Genomic DNA, 20893 nt, shown 5'->3' on the forward strand with positions numbered 1-20893 from the left:
TTTTAGGTCTGGTAGTTCAGCTGGTTAGAATACATGCCTGTCACGCATGGGGTCGCGGGTTCGAGTCCCGTCCAGACCGCCAAAAATTATTAAAAACAATCCTTAAGATTTTAGGTCTGGTAGTTCAGCTGGTTAGAATACATGCCTGTCACGCATGGGGTCGCGGGTTCGAGTCCCGTCCAGACCGCTAAAATTTTAAAAAACATCTTGTTGGTCTGGTAGTTCAGCTGGTTAGAATACATGCCTGTCACGCATGGGGTCGCGGGTTCGAGTCCCGTCCAGACCGCCAACAAAAAAAAGCATCATTTGAATAAAATGATGCTTTTTTTTGTTACACAAATCTCTACGCCTATTTTTTCAACTCATACTGCAGTGCTCCCGAAGGACAGCGTTTAATCTGGTCGATCAGCTCGGCTGTACTTGCGTTTTGAGCCGTAATCCAGGGCCTATCTTTCGGATGATATACCTGTGGCAAACTTTTAACACAGACCGCAGCATGTTCACATCGTTCGGGAATCCAAAGGACGTCGATCTCCCCATTGGGATGGGCATATTTAACAATTTTTTCTTCCATAATAAAAATCTCTCCTGAACTACTAATACCAATAAGAACTATTTTGTTTTAAGAAATCGGACGTCTTTGTTTAATCAGCCTGCTGACGCGATAGATCATAAAAATACTCACAACAGAGAGCAGAACAACAATAATACCCAAGGTCGGATAATGCTCCAATGGACTTTCTTTTGTCGGCTGTACAATGATCACACCCGCAAGGGACGCGGCCACTCCCCCAGCAAGCTGCTGTAGGGACGAACTAATGCTCATAAATGCGCCCCTATCCTTCATCTGAGGAACTGCACTGATCAGCGCCGAGGAAGGGGTCATGCGGCTTAGTATACCAGCCATCATCAGAATATTCAAAACGACAACAAGATAAAACGGGGATACTCCCAGATTGGTATAGATCAACACCACGACCATCAGCCATAGCGAAGCAAATGCGAAGATTTTAAATTTATCGTAACGGTCACTCAATTTACCAACGATGGGCATAATAATCAAGGAGGCTACACCTGAAATCATAAATAATAGAGGAAGTTGCTCATGGCTAACATGCAGGTTATTGACGGCAAAAGCGCTTCCAAATGGCATCATCATATATCCTCCGATGGAGAGTAGTGCAGTCGCTAGAAAACCAATACGGTATTCCTTTTGAGAGAATGTCGCCCAAAGGTGTTTCAGCGCCGATTGATGCTTCTGCAAACCAATATGCGCAGTAATAGGAATCAATTTAACTGCAATAATGATGACAACAATCAAAGCCATGACCGCGATCCAAAGAAAAGCACTGTGCCAGCCCCAGTTGTTTGCGATATACAGGCCTATTGGAATTCCCAGCACCTGACTTGCGCCGAAGCCCATCTGTACAAAGCCCATAACACGCCCCCTTTGCTGCAAGGTGAATATATCCGTAATAATAGCCATGGAAATCGAACCAATGACACCACCAAACAGACCGGTCACCACGCGGGCAGCAACCAAAGTCCAATAACCATTGGCAAATCCACAGAAAAAAGTTCCGACAATAAAACCGGAGTAAAAGAACAGCAAGAGCTTCTTCCGGTCAAAACGATCGGCAAAACCCGCTGTCAGTAAACCCGATGCACCGGCACTAAATGCATAGGCTGAAACCGCAACACCAAATTGAGCCGGCTTAAGGTCGATGGCTTTCATCAAAATATCACCCATCGGCGACATGACCATAAAATCAAGTACAACGGTAAACTGTGTAATCGCCAGCAAAAACACCACGAGTTTCTGGTACGCCGTAAAGGGTGCATTCGCCTGTTGATCTATTTCCATACGATAATAGTGATTTTGGTTTAAACTGGTTTAAAAATACATAAGCGCTGGAACATTCTGCGCAATAAGTTTATAAAAATTATTCAATACGCCTTTTAACACCTTTAGGTCCAACTTTTTACAAAATCCGCCACTAGGATATCGTGAGCCCTCGACATGTTTCAGTTCCTTAGCGGCACATACTCCTAAAATAAAAAAGCCAGCACTCCTGTGTACAGGGTGCTGGCTCTGATCGCTTTTAGCCTGTTTTTTACTCGGCAATAACAGCAAATTCTGCTCCCGAAGCGAAATCATCGCCACGCTGCGAGCTCAATGCCGTAAAGCGGATATAACGTCCCTTGACAGGTTTCTCAAAGCGAACGGTTTTGAGTTTCTTGTTTCGCTCGAATGTACCCGACATCACCTCTTCCCAGTTTTTACCGTCTTTACTTATCTGAATTTTATAATCTTTGATATCGCCATTTGCGCCATCCGCTCTCGGCAAAAATGTAAAACCTTTGATCGTCTTGACACTCGCGGCATCAAAATCAACCCAATGCGGATATTGAGCGACAGTAACTGAATACATCGTATGCCAGATTGAGGTAGGATCGCCATCCAACAGGTTCTTGGCATCACCTTCTCCGGTCTCCTGGCTGGAAGCAAAGACGACGTCCATCGGAACCGTCTCGATCTTGCTGTACTGCTGTGTCACTTTTAGTTTTTCATTCCCCTGGTACCAGGCCGTTATTGTTCCCCCTTGACGCAGATCAAAAGGGTTCTTGTAGGTATTTGCCTTTCCATTGTTCACCGTGTACAGTACAGTCTCTGCTTTATTTCCGGAAAGCACAGCTACCTCACCTGTGGAACTTCTGGCGAATGAAATGGGTGCATCACCAGCTGTAGCCACCCCTGCTTTAGCCAGATAATCATTTTGCTGTACAGGGCGGATAATAAATCCTATTGACGTTGGTGCGGCTTTCACACGATCTTTTTCCAATGGGGGTCCCTGTCCACAACTGTTGCCCCCGAGTCCGGTGACCGCAGCGTCAAGGTGCACATGCACGCCGGAGCTCTTTGGCAATTGATACGGGTGCGGTGCAAAGGTCAATTCCAGCTCACTGTATTCCAGCGCAGATGTCGCAAGATGTTCCTTCGCAATAAAGATTACCCCCTGTCCCTCCTTATTCGTCAGGGATGTCCAGCGGACATCCTCGTTATTACTCATATTCTGCGGATTGGGCCAAGCTACGAATTGATCTCTTACAGTGCTTTTATGCAGTTCTATAAATTGCGCCGTCTTACGATCTGCATAATTATTGATCGGACCACGTCCATAATACGTGTAGTTGCCAAACTCACCTGGCAACTGCAAGGAATAACCCAACCTGGCCAGTACAACAGATGCATTGTTGGAAGTAATACTGGATGATAATTCAATCGAGCCATCTTTGTAAATCGTCCAGATCTGATTGCTAGTAAATTTGAAATCATCCTTGCCAAATGGTTTATCCGTATGCTCTTTGAGTGTATAGGTTCCTGATGTTCCTCCTAACAAGGAAGCACCGTAGGGAGCCTGTGACTCAATTGTAAACGCCAAAACGACAGTCCCGTCTTTCTTGGTATAGCTATTGGAAGACAAGACTTTGTGCTTTAAGTTGTGTAAGCCCTTTTCAAACCATTGCTGGTAAGCCCAGTTATCGTTATCGACGGGCGCACGCAATGCATCCAGTTTAGGCCCTTCCCCATCGCGTATAATTTGCTTACCTGCATATGTTAAGCTGTAGATTGATCCGGTATTATTATCAAATTTCGCGAGAAACTGATCTCCTTTAACAATCTGCAGCTCACCTTCTTTGAATAAAACTGGATTTTTCCCTTTGGCAACAGCCGAAATCAACGGTTTATTTTCTGCTGCTTTAACAAACAGTTGCTCTTCCATCTGAACAAAGCCCTTATTCGCCCATGGCTTATTTGTCTTAAGCAAAAACTGAACTTTTACAAAATATTCCGATCCTGCATCCAATTTACCATATTCAATAGGCAGGACAACTTGTTTTCTCTTTCGGGCATCGGGAAGATCAGCAGCAGCTATTGTACCACCGCTTGCGGCAACAACAACCCCATCTTTGAACAGTGACCATTGAACCTGATAATCACTCAGATCTTTAAAATAGTTTTTATTGAATAGCTCAATTTTTCCCTGCGTCATATCGATAGCCTTAACGGCTACATTTTGATAGACTTTTTTAACCTCATAGTATTGAGGTTTGGGCTTCATATCGGCGAAGATCAATCCATTGTTGACAAATGTACCGTCATTGGGCTTGTCTCCAAAATCACCGCCATAAGCTAAAAACCGTTCGCCGGTTTTCTTATCATAATAATACATAGCCTGGTCAATCCAATCCCAGATTGCGCCCCCCATAAAGAAATTCGTCGACTCTATGGCTTCCCAATAATCAATTAAATTACCGACGGCATTACCCATGGAGTGTGAGTATTCAGAGATATGAAAAGGATATTTTAATTTATAGGTTCCCTTGACCGCCCCTCTGACCCAGTCAATCGAAGGATATTGATTTGAGCCCATATCCACGATCGCATTATTGCGTTCGTATTGCACAGGCCTGGAGGTATCAATTTTTTTGATCGCATCATAAGCTGCCACAAAATTATCTCCGGGACCGGCCTCATTCCCAAGTGACCAGATCACAATAGAAGGGTGGTTGATGGTGGCATGCACCATTTCGATATTCCGCGCTACATGGGCATTTTTCCATTCCGGAACATGAGAGAGTGATTCCTTTCCATAATAGTATTGATGACTCTCAATATTAGCCTCGTCCTCAAGGTAGATGCCGTATTTGTCACAGAGGTAATACCAGTACGGTGGCTCTGGATAGTGTGAGTTGCGGACGTGATTGATGTTGGCGCTTTTCATCAGTTTTATTTCAGCTTCCATCTGCTCCCGCGTAACCACCTTTCCGTGTTTAGGATTTGTCTCATGACGGTTCACTCCTTTCAGCTTCACTGTTTTACCGTTGACGTAGTAATAACGTCCAGCAAGACCAAATTCATCCTCAGAGGCTTTGGTATCTTTAATTTCAACCTTTCGAAATCCGACATAGGTAGAGACTGTTTCAACAGTTTTATTTTTCTTATCCCTTAATTCCGCCACCAGGGTGTACCGATAAGGAAGTTCAGCCGACCATTTGTCTGGATTCTTGACCGTTAATAAAGCTTCCGTGCTATTGGATCCCTTTACCTCCAATTCAGGAACAAGGGCTGACACCTCAGCCTGATCAACCAGCGTATTTTCATCGCTATACAGTTTGTTCTTATATAACGAATAAACAAGCTTATACCCATTGGCTTTCTTATTGCTTAAATTGCGGACAGTACCAGTAATTTTCAATGCGCCATCTTCATAACGCTCATCCAATGTTGGAATTGCGGCAAGGTCACGAATTTGGACTTTGGGAGCTGATGTCAGGGAGACATCGCGAAATATTCCCGGCAGGCGAAACATATCCTGGGCTTCCAGGAATGAAGCGTCCGAGCTGCGGTAGACTTCTACGGCCAAAACGTTCTCCCCGTCTTTTTTTAAGAAAGCGGAGATATTAAATGAAGCGAGGTTTCTTGAATTTTTTGAAAAACCGACATATTTCCCATTCACCCAAAGGTAGAAAAATGAATCTACTCCGTCAAAATTGAGAAATACCTCACGTCCATCCCAATCTTTGGGGACCGTAAAATTACGACGGTATGATCCGACTTCATTGCGGTATACATAAGTCGTCCAATCTTGTGGAGGTGTGCGCATCACCCCACCGCGCCAGTCATCAACCTTCACCTGATGCTGAAAAATCACGCGCTGATTGGTATAGATAGGCACACCATATTTTAAACTGCCATCCTTCTGAATACCGAAGATATTCCAGCTCATTGGAACGGGCACAGTCTCCCAAGTCGTGACATCATAGTTGGGCTCGTAAAATTCTTTTGGCCGTTCTTCGGGCGTTTTTACCCAATGGAACTTCCAGGAACCGTTGAGTGAGCGCCAAAAGTTACTATGCTCGGGAAGTACTTTTCTCGCAGTTTCAACGTTTGAAAAGGAGAAGAACGAAGCATGTGGCAATTCCTTATTCAGTGAGAGCAATTGCGGTGATTCCCATTCGTTTCCTTTTGGCGATAACATATCTCCATACTGAAATCCTGCAATAGGAGCCGTGGAAGTCTGCCCTATGATTGAGGTCGAATGCAGGGACAGCAAAGAGGCCAGTAAGGTTGAAAAAATAATGGATTTTCTTAACATCATGTATTTAAGCATTTTAGTTCAGGAAACCAAATGTAACTTCATTTTAGAGGAATAACAAGCAGATTATTAAAGCACTCGATTGCGAAACTTTTTCGATACATGGAAAAACAATTGTGGATTCTAAGCGTATCCGAATGTAGGCGCAAAAACAAATGCTTTCGGTTTCAGGGAATAAGCAGTATTTTTGGGCTTAGATTTCGCATTAAACAAATAAAAGTTTACGTTTGAAAATATTTTGAAGATTTTCATTTTTCAAAGGGTTACAATTTAGGCATTAAGGTATTAATAGGTGAGTAAATTCAGTAAATCAGTCCTGCTAGAAAATGATGAGCAGATCATTGAAGGCCTTAAAAAAGGCAATAGCTTGGCGATAGACAGTATCTATAAACGATACTATCCATCCATAAGTCATATGATACTGCAAAACAATGGAAGTGAGGATGAAGCAAAGGATATCTTTCAAGAGGCTGTGATTGTGCTTTATGATAAAGTTGCCAAAGGCGACTTTGAACTCAGCAGCAAACTCAAAACATATCTTTACTCGATTTGCAGAAGGCTTTGGCTAAAACAACTCAATCGTACTGGTTTTAACAATAGTGACATTAGCGGTTATGAGGACTCCTTATTCGAGGAAGAAGACTTACAACAGCATCAAGAGCTTGAGAAGAAGTTTGATCAAATGGAACTTGCGCTAGAGAAAATGGGGGAACCTTGTAAGACAATCTTACATGACTTCTATATCTTGAACCACTCGATGCAGGACATCTGTGAGAAATTTGGTTATACCAATACAGATAACGCCAAGACTCAAAAATATAAATGCCTGCAAAGGCTGAAAAAAATATTTTTTTCAACAGATTAACATTTGAGTAACACCATGGGAACAATGAATCAAAAAGAATTTTTCGAATTGGCTGACCAATATCTGCGCGGAGAGTTATCTGCAGCAGAAAAAGCAGCGTTCGAAGCTTTTTGTGCTGAAAACCCGTCTTATGCTGCCCAATTACAACAACACAGCGACTTTGTTGCCAATATGAAGGAAACTAGCCAAAGGCTTGACTTCAAAAAAGTATTGGCCAACTCAGCCAAGGAATATCATAAATCCCAAGGTACAGCCACTAAAGTGGTTCCGATAAAACAATCCACCGTTATATCACTTTGGGAACGGATCAAAGCCAGCTCATTGGTAGCTGCAGTTGTGGCAGTATTTGCGGTATTTGGCACCTTATGGCTGAGTGGTTATTATAGCAACCTAGAGAAGGCCTCATCGGATTACAGTGCCTTGCGTCGCGACATGAACAATGTCAAAAAGAACGTCAACGCACATAACGCCGCCATAAAAGATATCAACGATAAAAAATCGGTTAAAAGTAGCGAAAGCCAATTTGGTGCAACCGGCTTTATGTTGACAACGGATGGTTATGTGGTGACCAATTATCACGTGGTCAGTGGTGCTGACTCCATTTACCTGCAAAACAGCAAAGGAGAATCTTACAAAGCACAGGTCGTTCACAGCGATGCCAGCAAAGATTTAGCAATTCTATATATCGCCGATAAAAACTTTAAAAAGGCTAAAAGCTTGCCTTATACCTTCAAAACCTCTACTTCGGATTTAGGAGAAGATATCTACACTATCGGCTTCCCGCGTGATGAAGCAGTATATGGCCAAGGATACTTAAGCTCGTCGACAGGTTATGCCGGTGACACCATTGCCTATCAGATATCTGTTCCGGTCAATCCCGGCAACAGCGGTGGTCCTGTATTGGATAGCAGAGGTAATGTGATCGGTATTATCTCCGGTAAACAGCGAGGAATAGATGGAGCTGCTTTTGCCATCAAAACCAAGTCAATCATGAATGCGCTTGCAGATATCCCTAGTGATTCGTTAAGCGCAGGTGTAAAAATCAACCGGAAGAATACATTGGCAGGTTTACCGAGAACCGAACAGATCAAAAAATTACAAGACTATATTTATATGGTTAAAGTCTACTAAGACTTCGATCTTTAATGTTTATAGAAAAGGCGGTACTTAAGTATCGCCTTTTCTTTTTTTGCCAGGGCAATATTCACCTCCAGCCCAGTGATTTCGATGCAAATAATGACTTGTTCCCCTAGCTCCAATTTAAGGTTCACAGTTCCTATGACATAGGATCTAATAAAAGAAACTATCCAATAACAAAAGAAACTATCCAAAAAAGGAGATTCCCTGCGATGGGCACTCGATAAGAGCTATTGTAGGACCTGGACAAAATCAAAGAGGGAGCATCCTTTCTTACAGGACGCTCCCTCTTTTTATAAGAATTTCACCTAATTGATTATAAATTAGGCTGTGGAGTTGTTCTTAAATAAGGTTTGATTTCCTTAAATCCTTTCGGAAATTTTGCTGGGATATCTTCCGTTTTGATTGCAGGGACAACAATGACGTCTTCACCATGTTTCCAGTCAGCTGGTGTTGCGACCTGATAATCGGCGGTGAGCTGCAATGAATCGATTACACGTAAGATTTCATCAAAATTACGTCCTGTAGATGCAGGATATGTCAATGTCAACTTTATCTTTTTATCCGGGCCGATAATGAACACCGAACGTACAGTAGCTGTCAAAGAAGCGTTCGGATGAATCATATCATACAGCTCGGAAATGTGTCGATCTTCATCGGCTATAACCGGAAAATTCACTTCTGTTTGCTGTGTTTCATTGATATCCTTGATCCAGTTCAAATGATCGGTTACGTTGTCTACACTCAAGGCAATTGCTTTAACTCCTCTTTTGTCAAATTCAGATTTCAATTTCGCCGTGCGGCCTAGCTCTGTTGTACATACAGGTGTATAATCAGATGGATGTGAAAAAAACACCACCCAGCTATCTTTAATATAATCGTGAAAATCTATTTCACCAATAGTCGTTTGCGCTTTAAAATTTGGCGCTTCGTCTCCTAATCTTAAACTCATAATCTTATCTTTTAAATATGTTCAAAACTACATACTCTACAAATATAGTAGATTAAATTTAGCAAACAAATAATTCCCTATTTTTTTAGATTCAGATGAAAAACAAAGCTAAAATACTATGCAAGCATAACATATATTTAGTATATTTGAGTATAAGCGAACTATTTCCTCAACAAATGATTGAAATTAGCGCTCCTACTGCGATTTTAAAAACATTTTTGCTTCGTGGTGATTTGTAAAGAGTTACAGTTATGATAAGTTATAGACCATAAAAATTGAGATATCATGAACTTTGAATTAAGCGAAGAGCATAAAATGATCCGTGATGCGGCACGGGAGTTTGCCCAGGAACTGAAAGCAGGTGTCATACAACGGGATGAGGAGGCCCAATTCCCTACCGATTTTGTCAAACAAATGGCCGAACTGGGCTTTATGGGAATCATGACGCCTGAAGCCTACGGCGGCGCCGGCATGGATACCTTAGCCTATGTGCTTGTATTAGAAGAGATCGCCAAGATTGATGCATCCGCAGCCGTTATTGTTTCCGCCCATAATTCATTAGTGCTTTATGGACTCAATGCTTATGGAACCGAGGAGCAAAAGCAAAAGTACCTCGTTCCGCTCGCCAAGGGAGAGAAACTGGGCGCATTTGCGCTTTCGGAGCCTGAGGCGGGATCGGACGCCTCCTCGCAACATACAATTGCCGAAGACAAAGGCGACCATTATCTGTTGAATGGCACTAAAAATTGGATTACAAACGGTGGTCATGCGGACATCTACCTTGTCATCGCACAGACGCATCCAGAAAAAGGTCATAAAGGTATCAATGTGTTGATTGTGGAAAAGGGCTTACCGGGATTCACTATAGGACCAAAGGAAAATAAATTAGGGATCCGCAGTTCGGATACCCATTCCCTGCTGTTTTCAGACGTCAAAGTGCCCAAAGTGAATCGCATCGGTGAAGATGGATTTGGATTTAAATTTGCCATGAAAACCCTCGATGGTGGGCGCATAGGCATCGCGGCGCAGGCCTTGGGCATCGCAGCTGGTGCATATAATCTTGCGCTTGCCTATGCCAAGGAACGCAAGACTTTTGGTAAACCTATTTCAGAACATCAGGCCATCCAATTTAAACTGGCCGATATGGAAGTCGATATCGAAACAGCCCGCTTGCTAACCTATAAGGCTGCGTGGACCAAAGACCAAGGCCTACCCTATGGAAAAGAAGCTGCAATGGCCAAACTGCATGCTTCTGAGGTAGCCATGAAACATACGGTCGAAGCTGTACAGGTACACGGGGGTTACGGCTATGTAAAAGAATATCATGTGGAAAGGCTTATGCGTGATGCGAAGATCACCCAAATTTACGAAGGGACATCGGAGATACAACGTTTGGTCATCGCAAGGGAAATCCTTCGCTAGACTATTGATAGCATAGCTTAAATAAAAAACCTGTCCGCTTTATGAGCGGACAGGTTTTTTTATGGGGTATTCAATTTATTATCGATCATTGCAAGGTACTGATAATCCTGAAAAGAAAAACTCGCCGTTTCAGCCATTGCCAAATTTAACATGAACTTTGCTTTTCGCAATAAATTCTGCTGTTCTTCCGCTCCTGTATTCAACCCATCAAAGAGCAAGGTCAATGCCAGTGGATGCAGCTGCTGAACCTGCAACTGTTCTTTTGCGTAAGTTGCGAGTTCGTCTTCCGAGAGACCCAAATAAAAAATCCGATCTCTTTCAAAAAACTTCTGATAGGCATCAGCAAATACCGACGGATCCGTCGGTTCGGCAAAAGCATCATAACCGTCAATCCAGATACGAAGAAATTTTCCAATGTCTTCGACCCAACGTACCATTAAATCTTTTTTAAAACTTATTCCCATTGTCTATTCTTACCGAATCTGTCCATTACCCCTGACAATCCATTTTTCCGTTACCAGCTTTTCCAATGCAAAGGGTCCGCGCGCATGAAGTTTCTGTGTCGAAATACCTATTTCCGCCCCCAATCCAAATTCCCCGCCATCCGTAAAACGGGTGGAGGCATTCGCATATACCGCGGCTGCATCTACTGCATTCAAAAATCGTTCGATAGTCCCTTCGTTCGAAGATACAATACATTCCGAATGTTTTGATGAATACTTTTCGATATGTTCCAGTGCTTCGTCCAATCCGTTGACTGTTTTTATGGAACACTTCAAATCTAGAAATTCTCTTCCAAAATCTGCCTCTTCAGCGGCCACTAAATTTGAAAATCGTTGCTGCGTCAATAGCTCAAATGCCAGCGGATCCGCAAACACTTCTACCGCGGCATTTTCGAGATAGGGTGCTAATTTATTTAAAAAATCCGGCGCCACCGCCTCATCCACGATGACCGTGTCTAAAGAATTACAGACCGATGGTCGGGAGATCTTCGCGTTGGCCACAATACGTGCTGCCATGTCGAGATCAGCCGTTTGATCCACATAGGTATGACATACCCCCGCACCTGTTTCGATCACCGGAACTTTTGCATTTGCCCGAACAAAATCGATCAGGGACTGTGAACCACGTGGAATAATAATATCTACATACTTGGTTGCTTCCAGTAATTCGGCCACATGTTTGCGATCGACCGGCAACAATTGCACAATGTCCTTCGGTATTCCCTGTTCCTCCAGAATATCATGAATAACCTTCAGCAAGGCCTCATTTGTATAGCACGCATCAGAACCTCCCCGCAACAAACAAACATTGCCAGATTGGATACAGAGCGCTGCAACATCTATCGTGACATTTGGCCTGGATTCATAGATAACGCCAACAACACCAAGGGGAACAGTTATTTTCTCTATTTCCAGTCCATTTGGCAGCACCTTCTTCAGCAACAGCTGATCGGTCGGATCCGGTAGATCAGCAATCTGGCTTACGCTTTCTGATAGTGCGCGCAAACGATCGCTGTTCAACAGAAGACGGTCTTTTTTAGGATCTTCATCATCCATACGATCCAAATCTATTTTATTAGCCTGCAGGATGAGCGCCTCTTCTTTAACAAGTGCCGCAGCGATTGCCTTTAAAGTTGCTTTTTTCGCGTCAGGAGCAAATTCTTGCAAGAATTGTTTCGCCTTGGTAGCTGCCTTCAGTTGTTCAATTATTGATTCACTCATAACAATACGATATCATTTGCATGTGCAATTTCTAAATTCTTTTTACTGGACTGGGATAACAAAGATGAATCCGTTTTTGCCCGGGCAACGGCAACGGTTAGACCTTCGAGGTTCACGATATTCAGTACCTCCCCTTTCTCAAAATGCTCAACAATACGGGTTACCCCGACAGCCAGTAAGCTTTTATGTTTTAACAGAGCTTCCTCAGCGCCACGATCAATCATCAATTCGCCCTTAATTAAGCTTCCACTGGCCAGCCATTTTTTTCGCGAAGAGATCTTTTTACGCTCAGGCAAACACAAAGTACCTGTCTCGTGTTTAATGGCTTTTGTGATTGCATCTTCGGTCTGCATGCTAAAAATAACTACTTCAATTCCCATCTGATTGGCAAGACGCGCAAAGTTCAGTTTTGAGGTCATCCCCCCTAATCCCACTGCAGATTTATCCTTTCTCGCCAATCCCAGAATATTCCTGTCAATGGCTTCAATAGTCTCTATAATTTTATTATTTGCATCCAATACTCCAGGAACTGAAGTACTAAACAGCAATTTTTCAGCCCCAAACCCAACTGCGATCAGTGTGGCCAGTTCATCGTTATCAGAAAACTTCAGTTCTTTATTACTCACCACGTCATTCTCATTCGCAATTGGGATCACATTACTACGCCATAGTTCCTCATAAGTATTCTTTAGCTGGAGGAACTGATCCCGGTTAGAGAAGTGATGCCTTTCACATAGGCTTTGTGCCAAGGAAATCTTAAAAGGCCTGAAATAGGTGGAATACGTATTAATCAATATCGGATTTCCGATAGCAGCAGCTGCCTTCCGTTCAGACAGCGTACCTGTATAACTGGGGAGAAAACGCTTGCCGGCAGCAACAGCCCCTGAAGACACCAGGACAATATTGTACTTCTTCTGCAAGGCGGCAATCTGTCTGGCAATCTCCAAAACAATACGTTCATCAACTTCTCCCTCTTTCGTGGTAATAGAAGCCGATCCAAATTTGACAACGAGAATAGGCTTTTTCATCGTAAGTATGCTTTAGTTTAGATTAAAGCTCTAATTTACTGAGAAGAATTCAATTTTTGCAAAATATGTTAATATTTGAACAATATTGAGCAATAAAATGCCAGCTGATTTTATCTGAGTAAAAGTCTTCGCAAAAAAGATATCAAAAAGACAGCAAGAAATAAAAGTAGTCGCCCCGGCAATCAGATATTCAAAGAATTATAGGAGGATGAACAACACGAAAGGAAAATAGCTCTTATAATCTAATTGAGCGCGATGATCTCGAATCAGAATTAAGTTGGGAAACGGCTTTAAAAATTTCATAAAACAAAAGGACCACACTCCAGTAGGAAAATATAGCCGCTTTTGTTTTTTATTGAATAAAGTTTCAACGTTTTAGCTGAAACACAACTGGCAAACCAATTTTGATACAATCCCATTTATAAATCAGCTCAGCGGTCAGTTACGATGAAAAACGTTCATCGTACAGCTTTTCCAACGAGAACATTTCATCACGATATTTTGCTGCTTCCAAGAAATCCATTTCTTTTGCCGCTTTATCCATTTTCTTACGGACATTATCAATCGCTTTCTTCAGGTCTTTCTCGCTGAGGTACTGCATGACCGGATCAGCTGCAATAGCCTGTGTAGGATCAGGCTCAACATAAATCTTCTGCTCAACCCCTGAAAAATCAGCAACAGAGGTCTGTTCCAGAATTTCTTCCCTGGTCTTACCAACCGTGCGTGGTGTAATACCATGCTCAAGGTTATAATTCATCTGCTTCTCGCGGCGTCGGTTCGTCTCGTCTATTGTTACGCGCATACTATCCGTCATTTTATCAGCGTACATAATGACCCGTCCTTTATCATTCCGGGCAGCACGTCCGATAGTTTGGATCAGCGAGCGCTCCGAACGTAAAAATCCTTCCTTATCGGCATCAAGAATAGCCACAAGGGTAACTTCAGGCAGATCCAATCCCTCCCGAAGCAAATTTACTCCCACTAAAATATCGAACTCTCCCAAACGTAATCCTCGTAAAATCTCCACCCGTTCCAAGGTTTTAATTTCCGAATGTATATAACGTACTTTCAGATTCAGTTTGGTCATGTATTTGGATAACTCTTCAGCCATCCGTTTGGTCAGCGTCGTCGCTAGGACACGACCGCCTTCCTTAATAGTCTTGTCGACCTCTTCCAAAAAGTCATCCACCTGATTGATGGCTGGACGCACTTCAATAACCGGATCCAATAAACCCGTCGGACGGATGACCTGCTCAACAACAACACCTTCTGTCTGCTGCAGTTCATAATCTCCAGGAGTCGCCGAAACATAAATAGTCTGATTGGTCAAGGATTCAAACTCCGGAAAATTCAGCGGTCTATTGTCCAACGCTGCCGGCAATCGAAAGCCATGTTCCACTAAAGATACCTTACGTGAACGGTCACCACCATACATGGCCCGTAATTGAGGCAAGGTAACATGGCTTTCATCAATAACAAGCAGGTAGTCTTCCGGAAAATAATCGAGTAAACAGAAAGGGCGCATACCCGGCTTTCTGCCATCAAAGAATCGGGAATAATTTTCTATCCCGGAACAATAGCCCAATTCGCGCATCATTTCCAGATCATAGTTCACCCGCTCTTCCAAACGTTTGGCTTCCAGCATAAGCCCCTCCTCCTCCAATTGCGTCTTACGCTGCATCAATTCATCCTGTATAGCCCAGATCGATTCCTTAAATTTCTCTTTCGGTGTAACGAAAAGGTTCGCAGGAAAAAGCGCTAGATCTTCCATTTTGTTCAAGGTCTTACCAGATACGGGATCGATCTCACTCAATTCATCAATCTCATCGCCAAAAAATGAAATACGGATCGCAAAATCCAGGTAAGCCGGATACACGTCTACGGTATCTCCTTTAACACGAAATGTACCGCGCTTAAACTCTGTTGTTGTTCTGGAATAGAGAATTTCAACCAATTTATGTAAAAAAGCATTTCGCGTAATTGTCATCCCTACGCCAAAACGAAAAATTGACCGTGAGAAATCTTCCGGGTTTCCCATACCATAAATACAGGATACCGAAGAGACCACAACAATATCCCGTCGTCCGGACATCAATGCAGAAGTCGTCGCCAATCGCAGTTTCTCGATTTCTTCGTTGATCGCCAGATCTTTTTCTATATAGGTATTTGTGGAGGCTATAAATGCTTCAGGCTGATAATAATCATAATAAGAGACAAAGTAATTGACCGAATTATTCGGGAAGAACTGTTTGAATTCACCATACAGCTGTGCAGCCAATGTTTTATTATGACTCAATATCAGCGTTGGCTTTTGTGTTTCCTGAATTACATTGGCTACGGTAAATGTTTTACCGGATCCCGTAACCCCCAGAAGTGTCTGATATTGCTCGCCCTGCTCCACACCTGCTACCAATTCTTTGATTGCCTCTGGCTGATCACCTGTCGGTCTATACTCTGATGTTAATTCAAATTTCATACAATTCCTATTTCTTAAAGAAAACTATTTCGACCTTTCGCTAAACATCATAGCAGGTGTGTTACTGCATTTCTGCTAAAAAAATCCGTCACACAAACTCCATGATGTAATCTACTAACGTTGCGATTGTGCAACAATGATCTAGGGCCATATATCAGATGGTCTACACACAAATTTACTAATTTTTTTACCATTTTATATCAAACTATAATTATGCCGAAGATGTTATTACTTTCAGTTGATTATTTACTATCTTTAGCTTTAACAGAACTAGCAAGCACGCCATGGTCACTATTCTATCTACCCAAAATAGCATTGCAAATCATTTTATTGCAGAATTGAGAGATGTAACGGTTCAGCGGGACCGTATGCGTTTCCGACGGAATCTGGAACGACTCGGAGAAGTATTTGCCTATGAGATCAGCAAAACTATGGCTTTTAAACCTGTAGAAGTCGAAACCCCGCTTGGTGTTGCCAAAACGCACCTATTGATGGAACAGCCAGTATTGGCTACCATCCTAAGGGCTGGACTTCCCTTCCATCAAGGGCTGTTAAATATCTTCGACCAAGCCGACAACACCTTTATCGCGGCCTACCGGCACACCAAGAAGAGCGGTGAGTTTGAGGTTCATAAAGAATATGTGAATACACCGAATTTAGACAATAGAACAGTTATCATCGTCGATCCGATGCTGGCAACCGGAAAAAGCCTCGTCTTATGCTGCAAAGATCTTCTAGCCGAATATGAAATCAAGGAATTGCATATCGTTGCTGCAATCGCATCGGAAGAAGGATTAAACCATGTCAAAGCTTTTGTTCCTACAGCACATATTTGGGTGGGCGATGTCGACCATGAACTGACAACAAAAGCATATATTGTACCGGGGCTTGGCGATGCCGGAGATCTAGCCTATGGTGAAAAACTCCATTAATGTGGATAATTATTTAAAATTAAATTAACGCTTACTTCATTGAAATTCAGTAAATTTATGTCAATGATGAAGTTTAATTTTTTTATATCTAATTTATACCACTATGAGATGGCAAAAATACAATGGCGAATCCATTCGCTCCACGATTTTCGATGCTGTTGAAGAAGTCATTAAACGAGAAGATGCCCTCGGGAATAAGCTCAAGGTTTATATCGGCACCGATTCCCAGGTCAAAAGGGGAATCATCGACTTCGCCACCGTCATCGTCTTTCTCCGGGAACATAAAGGTGGATTTATGTTTATCCAACGGGACAAAAGGCATCACCGAATGAGTATTAAAGAACGGATGCTGCTCGAAGTCCAAAAATCCATCGACATCGCCTACCAACTCTGCCCCCTCCTCGAAAAATACAAAGTAGACCTCGAAGTCCACGCCGACATCAACACCAATCCAAATTTTCAATCAAATGTAGCCCTCAAAGAGGCCATGGGGTATATTATGGGTATGGGGTTCGTATTTAAGGCAAAACCGGAGTCTTTTGCAAGTACCAACTGTGCCAATAAACAGGTGCAGTAGCTGACTATTGGACAGACTTTGTATCTTTAGGTGTAATTTTAATACACCAGATGCAAGATTTTTTTCAGCAGATTGCGCGTCAATTTGCCCAAACCCCTTGGCTTGAATGGTTAGGCACACTGACGGGCTTTCTTTGTGTTTATTTGGCGGCAAAGCAGAACATATGGAACTGGCCCATTAGTATCATCAGTGTGTTGTCCTATGCCATTCTTTTTTATGATGCCAGGCTTTACGGCGATACCGTATTGCAATTTTATTTTCTATCCACAGCCATATACGGCTGGTATTACTGGCATAAGCGAAGGGAGGAAAATAAGAAACCAATTGTTAAGGCCAATAGAAATCAACTCCTCCTGAGCATACTAGCCATTATCGGCTTGACAACAGCCATCGGATACCTCCTGGACAGCGAAACAAATTCCGATGTACCTTATATTGATGCATTCTGCACCTCGGTCAGCTTTGTGGCCCAGTTTCTCATGACGAGAAAAGTACTTCAGAATTGGCTGCTCTGGGTTTTCGTCGACATCTGCTACATTCCACTGTATATACACAAGCAGTTAATGCTAACAGCCGTTCTCTATCTCGTATTTGCTATTATTGCGTGGAACGGTTATCGTGACTGGCAAAAAACCTATAAAAATTTTGCGTAATATTGCCTATCAAAAAAAGGATGTGGGAAAAGAGTTAATAAAAATCGCTGTTGTAGGTCCAGAATCTACAGGCAAGTCAACCATGGCAAAATATCTGGCTGAAAAATTCCAAACAGTCTGCGTACCGGAATATTCGCGCTACTACTGCCAAAGCCTCAATAATAAATATACCTTACAGGATGAGGTCAACATGTTTTATGGACAGCTTGCTTTGGAAGAAGCCCTTCTCCCCTTGGCAAAGGAAAATATCCTGATTTGCGACACGACTTTTATGACCGTGAAAATCTGGTCTGATTATCTATTCAAGCATACCCCGAAAGAGGTCACCGACAAGATCCAACAGCATCCGTATGACCTCTACTTGCTTATGAATATCGACCTGCCCTGGCAAGACGATCCCCTCAGAGATTTCCCCGAGCAGCGAGATTATTTCTTGGAAGTCTGGAAAACGGAGTTAAACGCTATCAATGGTCAATATCGGATCATCTCGGGTGCGGGCAAACAGCGACTTGAAAATGGCTTAACAGCTGTTAACGATTTTCTGACATTGATTTGAGACAAGCACCTTGACGAAGCAGCCTTTTACAGCTATATTTGTATCTGTAAAGTATGATGCTAGCCTAGCGAACAACATGGTTTAAAATGTCATGTAGCAGCATTATACCATTAAAATTAGAATATTAACATTTTACTTAAGAAATAATGTATCCAGAATATTTAGTAGCTCCAATGCGTCAAGAGTTAGTTGATGCGGGATTCGAAGAATTAAAAACACCAGAAGCAGTTGATAACGCGATCGCTTCAGAAGGAACAGTTTTTGTGGTTGTTAACTCCGTTTGTGGCTGTGCTGCAGCAAACGCACGTCCTGCAGCAAAAGCCGCTGTAAAAAACGAAAAACATCCTGCAAAATTAGTTACTGTCTTCGCAGGTATGGAAACTGATGCTGTTAACACAGCGCGTAACTACATGTTACCTTACCCTCCATCTTCTCCAGCAATGGCTTTATTCAAAGATGGTAAATTGGTACACATGATTGAAAGACATATGATTGAAGGTCGCCCGGCACAAATGATTGCGGACAATTTAGTTGCTGCATTTGACGAGTACTGTTAATCACGTATTTTGATTTTTGAATTAAAAGGCTTTCCGAGTTATTTGGATAGCCTTTTTTGTTATCAGACAGCTTCGAGATTTAACAATCGCCCTCGCCGATCTCCCAAGCAAAATACTGTCGTAGTATGCCACTGCCCTTAGTCAGTTTATATTTTTAGGTTGACTCCCTCTGCATCTAGCTATTTTTTTCTATTTTTAGGATATGAGAAATTTCCCAATTATCCCTTTGCTCTTATGTTTAGTTTTCATCGCCTGTTCTCCGCAAGAGAAGGTAGACCTCATCGTATATCATGCACAGGTATATACCGTAGATTCCGCCTTCAGCACAGCACAGGCATTTGCAATTAGGGACGGTAAATTTATCGCAATCGGTTCAGATGAAGAGATTCAACGAAAGTATAAAGCCACAGAAAAAATAGACGCTGAGGGGAAAGCGATCTATCCCGGATTCTACGATGCACACGCGCATCTATTTGATGAAGCCGAACTAATGGATCAGGTCGATCTCAATGGAGCCGATTCTTTCGAAGAAGTGATTCAACGAGTCAAAAGTTATCAACAAAAAAATCCCCATAAAACTTGGCTCATCGGCGGTGGCTGGGATCAAAATCGCTGGAAAGACAAATCCTTCCCCACAAAAGAACTGTTGGATGAAGCCTTCCCAGATATACCGGTATATTTGATACGGGTAGATTACCATGCCGCAGTGGTAAACTCCAAAGCACTGGAATGGGCCAAACTGACAAGTATTCCTACCGTCCATGGCGGCGTTGTTGGTGGAAGCAATAATACACCTAACGGTCTTTTGATCGACAATGCCATGGATCTGGTCAACAAAACAATCCCTGTACCCAATGAAAAAGAATACCTGAGAATGCTAAAGCGAACCCAGGACTCATTGCTTTCTGTGGGCCTTACTTCTATTGTGGATGCAGGTTTATCAAAAGAAAGACTCGATCTGTTAAAAAAATATTATAAAGAAGGCGCATTAAAATTTAGGGATTATGCCATGATCCTTGGCAGTCCACAGAATATTTCCTCATTTATAGCACAGGGATTTTATGAAACCGACCGACTGGAAATAAAATCATTCAAATTACTGGCTGATGGGGCCTTAGGTTCCCGTGGAGCCTGTCTCCTTGCCCATTACCATGATGCACCTACACATGGCTTTCTATTGCATAGTCCTGCGGAATATGAACAGATGATCAAAGCGATCGCGGCAAGTAATTTCCAGGCCAACACCCATGCAATCGGTGATTCGGCCAACCGGATTATCCTGGATATCTATGGCAAATACCTACAGCCACATGCCGATCGCAGATGGCGTATCGAACATGCCCAGATTATCTCGCCGCTGGATTTCGATAAATTCAAGAAATTCCAGATTATTCCTTCTGTACAACCTACCCACGCCACATCTGATATGTACTGGGCAAAGGACCGGCTGGGAGAAGAGCGAATGAAAGGCGCCTACGCGTACAAGCATCTCTTGAAAGAATATGGTAAACTCGCTCTGGGGAGTGACTTCCCCGTTGAACATTTCAATCCCATGTATGGCTTTCATGCAGCTGTGGCCCGTGTTGATAAAAAAGGTTACCCAGATCAAGGCTTCCAAATGCAGGATGCGATTAGCCGCGAAGATGCGTTGCGCGGGATGACTATCTGGGCAGCATACTCCTGCTTTCAGGAGAAAAAACGGGGAAGTATAGAAGCGGGTAAAGACGCAGACTTTGTTATCCTCGAGCACGACATCCTTAAAATACCAAATGAGCAGCTGCGGACAGTAAAAACAATACGAACAGTAATCGCTGGAGAAACTGTTTTTACCCGGTAGGCACTGGCTATTTCTG

17 protein-coding genes and 3 tRNA genes are annotated in these 20893 nt (G+C 42.7%); 12 read left to right on the forward strand and 8 right to left on the reverse strand.

Annotated features, from left to right (window positions below; translation table 11 throughout):
- Positions 1 to 5: 5 nt before the first annotated feature.
- The 3 genes from ACK8HY_RS18585 (at position 6) to ACK8HY_RS18595 (ending at position 289) form a co-directional block, all read left to right on the forward strand.
- Positions 6 to 82, forward strand: a tRNA-Asp gene (locus ACK8HY_RS18585).
- A 31-nt stretch (positions 83 to 113) separates the two neighbouring features.
- Positions 114 to 187: transfer RNA gene (locus tag ACK8HY_RS18590), tRNA-Asp, on the forward strand.
- A 25-nt stretch (positions 188 to 212) separates the two neighbouring features.
- Positions 213 to 289: transfer RNA gene (locus tag ACK8HY_RS18595), tRNA-Asp, on the forward strand.
- A 60-nt stretch (positions 290 to 349) separates the two neighbouring features.
- Here ACK8HY_RS18595 and ACK8HY_RS18600 read toward each other — a convergent pair.
- From ACK8HY_RS18600 to ACK8HY_RS18610, 3 genes are all read right to left on the reverse strand, one after another.
- Positions 350 to 574, reverse strand: coding sequence for a (4Fe-4S)-binding protein (locus ACK8HY_RS18600; RefSeq protein WP_077438008.1), 225 nt, complete (start codon positions 572 to 574; stop codon positions 350 to 352).
- Between the two features lie 48 nt (positions 575 to 622).
- Entirely contained in the window at positions 623 to 1864 is a 1242-nt protein-coding gene (locus ACK8HY_RS18605) for an MFS transporter (protein ID WP_139351215.1), read from the reverse strand.
- A 250-nt stretch (positions 1865 to 2114) separates the two neighbouring features.
- Positions 2115 to 6164, reverse strand: coding sequence for a glycoside hydrolase family 2 TIM barrel-domain containing protein (locus tag ACK8HY_RS18610; protein ID WP_416134447.1), 4050 nt, complete (start codon positions 6162 to 6164; stop codon positions 2115 to 2117).
- A 289-nt stretch (positions 6165 to 6453) separates the two neighbouring features.
- Between ACK8HY_RS18610 and ACK8HY_RS18615 the strand changes: the two genes are divergently transcribed.
- Positions 6454 to 7026 (forward strand): RNA polymerase sigma factor, encoded by a 573-nt coding sequence (locus tag ACK8HY_RS18615; RefSeq protein ID WP_077438011.1) that lies wholly within the window; start codon positions 6454 to 6456, stop codon positions 7024 to 7026.
- Between the two features lie 24 nt (positions 7027 to 7050).
- The gene (locus tag ACK8HY_RS18620) at positions 7051 to 8157 is read left to right on the forward strand and encodes a S1C family serine protease (RefSeq protein WP_416134448.1); all 1107 of its coding nucleotides are present in this window, start codon (positions 7051 to 7053) and stop codon (positions 8155 to 8157) included.
- Between the two features lie 322 nt (positions 8158 to 8479).
- On the opposite strand, the gene ACK8HY_RS18625 is transcribed toward ACK8HY_RS18620, so the two are convergent.
- Positions 8480 to 9115, reverse strand: a complete 636-nt coding sequence (locus ACK8HY_RS18625; RefSeq protein ID WP_121125603.1) for a peroxiredoxin — start codon at positions 9113 to 9115, stop codon at positions 8480 to 8482.
- A gap of 285 nt (positions 9116 to 9400) precedes the next feature.
- On the opposite strand from ACK8HY_RS18625, the gene ACK8HY_RS18630 reads away from it, so the two are divergent.
- Positions 9401 to 10537: an acyl-CoA dehydrogenase gene (locus ACK8HY_RS18630; RefSeq protein WP_416134449.1), complete on the forward strand. Its 1137-nt coding sequence runs from the start codon at positions 9401 to 9403 to the stop codon at positions 10535 to 10537.
- A 59-nt stretch (positions 10538 to 10596) separates the two neighbouring features.
- Here the strand turns inward: ACK8HY_RS18630 and ACK8HY_RS18635 are convergent, their stop codons facing one another.
- The 4 genes from ACK8HY_RS18635 to uvrB all read right to left on the reverse strand — a co-directional run bounded on the left by ACK8HY_RS18635 (position 10597) and on the right by uvrB (position 15765).
- Positions 10597 to 10974 carry a hypothetical protein gene (locus tag ACK8HY_RS18635; RefSeq protein WP_416134450.1) on the reverse strand — a complete coding sequence of 126 codons (378 nt, stop codon included), beginning with the start codon at positions 10972 to 10974 and terminating at the stop codon, positions 10597 to 10599.
- A 36-nt stretch (positions 10975 to 11010) separates the two neighbouring features.
- Complete coding sequence (locus ACK8HY_RS18640) at positions 11011 to 12261, reverse strand: glutamate-5-semialdehyde dehydrogenase (RefSeq protein WP_416134451.1); 1251 nt, start codon at positions 12259 to 12261, stop codon at positions 11011 to 11013.
- Complete coding sequence (proB, locus tag ACK8HY_RS18645; RefSeq protein ID WP_077438017.1) at positions 12258 to 13289, reverse strand: glutamate 5-kinase; 1032 nt, start codon at positions 13287 to 13289, stop codon at positions 12258 to 12260. The genes ACK8HY_RS18640 and proB overlap by 4 nt, the downstream gene beginning before the upstream one ends.
- A gap of 442 nt (positions 13290 to 13731) precedes the next feature.
- Positions 13732 to 15765 (reverse strand): excinuclease ABC subunit UvrB, encoded by a 2034-nt coding sequence (uvrB, locus tag ACK8HY_RS18650; RefSeq protein WP_416134452.1) that lies wholly within the window; start codon positions 15763 to 15765, stop codon positions 13732 to 13734.
- 284 nt (positions 15766 to 16049) lie between these two features.
- On the opposite strand from uvrB, the gene upp reads away from it, so the two are divergent.
- From upp to ACK8HY_RS18680, 6 genes are all read left to right on the forward strand, one after another.
- The gene (gene upp, locus ACK8HY_RS18655; RefSeq protein ID WP_077438019.1) at positions 16050 to 16697 is read left to right on the forward strand and encodes a uracil phosphoribosyltransferase; all 648 of its coding nucleotides are present in this window, start codon (positions 16050 to 16052) and stop codon (positions 16695 to 16697) included.
- Positions 16698 to 16800: 103 nt separating this feature from the next.
- Positions 16801 to 17274: a ribonuclease H-like YkuK family protein gene (locus ACK8HY_RS18660; RefSeq protein WP_077438020.1), complete on the forward strand. Its 474-nt coding sequence runs from the start codon at positions 16801 to 16803 to the stop codon at positions 17272 to 17274.
- 50 nt (positions 17275 to 17324) lie between these two features.
- On the forward strand, positions 17325 to 17927 hold the full coding sequence (gene pnuC / locus ACK8HY_RS18665) for a nicotinamide riboside transporter PnuC (RefSeq protein ID WP_416134453.1): 603 nt from the start codon (positions 17325 to 17327) through the stop codon (positions 17925 to 17927).
- A gap of 22 nt (positions 17928 to 17949) precedes the next feature.
- Entirely contained in the window at positions 17950 to 18483 is a 534-nt protein-coding gene (locus tag ACK8HY_RS18670) for an AAA family ATPase (RefSeq protein ID WP_416134454.1), read from the forward strand.
- Positions 18484 to 18629: 146 nt separating this feature from the next.
- Positions 18630 to 19040, forward strand: a complete 411-nt coding sequence (locus tag ACK8HY_RS18675; protein ID WP_077438022.1) for a BrxA/BrxB family bacilliredoxin — start codon at positions 18630 to 18632, stop codon at positions 19038 to 19040.
- A gap of 202 nt (positions 19041 to 19242) precedes the next feature.
- Positions 19243 to 20877: an amidohydrolase gene (locus ACK8HY_RS18680; RefSeq protein WP_416134455.1), complete on the forward strand. Its 1635-nt coding sequence runs from the start codon at positions 19243 to 19245 to the stop codon at positions 20875 to 20877.
- Positions 20878 to 20893 lie beyond the last annotated feature (16 nt).

Source organism: Sphingobacterium sp. NGMCC 1.201703, from assembly GCF_047784615.1.
GTDB lineage: Bacteria > Bacteroidota > Bacteroidia > Sphingobacteriales > Sphingobacteriaceae > Sphingobacterium.

Excerpts from the sequence above, each read along its gene's own strand:
- ACK8HY_RS18600 (WP_077438008.1), bottom strand. The coding sequence starts at position 574 with ATGGAAGAAAAAATTGTTAAATATGCCCATCCCAATGGGGAGATCGAC.
- ACK8HY_RS18605 (WP_139351215.1), bottom strand. The coding sequence starts at position 1,864 with ATGGAAATAGATCAACAGGCGAATGCACCCTTTACGGCGTACCAGAAA.
- ACK8HY_RS18610 (WP_416134447.1), bottom strand. The coding sequence starts at position 6,164 with ATGATGTTAAGAAAATCCATTATTTTTTCAACCTTACTGGCCTCTTTG.
- ACK8HY_RS18620 (WP_416134448.1), top strand. The coding sequence starts at position 7,051 with ATGAATCAAAAAGAATTTTTCGAATTGGCTGACCAATATCTGCGCGGA.
- ACK8HY_RS18625 (WP_121125603.1), bottom strand. The coding sequence starts at position 9,115 with ATGAGTTTAAGATTAGGAGACGAAGCGCCAAATTTTAAAGCGCAAACG.
- ACK8HY_RS18630 (WP_416134449.1), top strand. The coding sequence starts at position 9,401 with ATGAACTTTGAATTAAGCGAAGAGCATAAAATGATCCGTGATGCGGCA.
- ACK8HY_RS18635 (WP_416134450.1), bottom strand. The coding sequence starts at position 10,974 with ATGGTACGTTGGGTCGAAGACATTGGAAAATTTCTTCGTATCTGGATT.
- ACK8HY_RS18640 (WP_416134451.1), bottom strand. The coding sequence starts at position 12,261 with ATGAGTGAATCAATAATTGAACAACTGAAGGCAGCTACCAAGGCGAAA.
- proB (WP_077438017.1), bottom strand. The coding sequence starts at position 13,289 with ATGAAAAAGCCTATTCTCGTTGTCAAATTTGGATCGGCTTCTATTACC.
- uvrB (WP_416134452.1), bottom strand. The coding sequence starts at position 15,765 with ATGAAATTTGAATTAACATCAGAGTATAGACCGACAGGTGATCAGCCA.
- upp (WP_077438019.1), top strand. The coding sequence starts at position 16,050 with ATGGTCACTATTCTATCTACCCAAAATAGCATTGCAAATCATTTTATT.
- ACK8HY_RS18660 (WP_077438020.1), top strand. The coding sequence starts at position 16,801 with ATGAGATGGCAAAAATACAATGGCGAATCCATTCGCTCCACGATTTTC.
- pnuC (WP_416134453.1), top strand. The coding sequence starts at position 17,325 with ATGCAAGATTTTTTTCAGCAGATTGCGCGTCAATTTGCCCAAACCCCT.
- ACK8HY_RS18675 (WP_077438022.1), top strand. The coding sequence starts at position 18,630 with ATGTATCCAGAATATTTAGTAGCTCCAATGCGTCAAGAGTTAGTTGAT.
- ACK8HY_RS18680 (WP_416134455.1), top strand. The coding sequence starts at position 19,243 with ATGAGAAATTTCCCAATTATCCCTTTGCTCTTATGTTTAGTTTTCATC.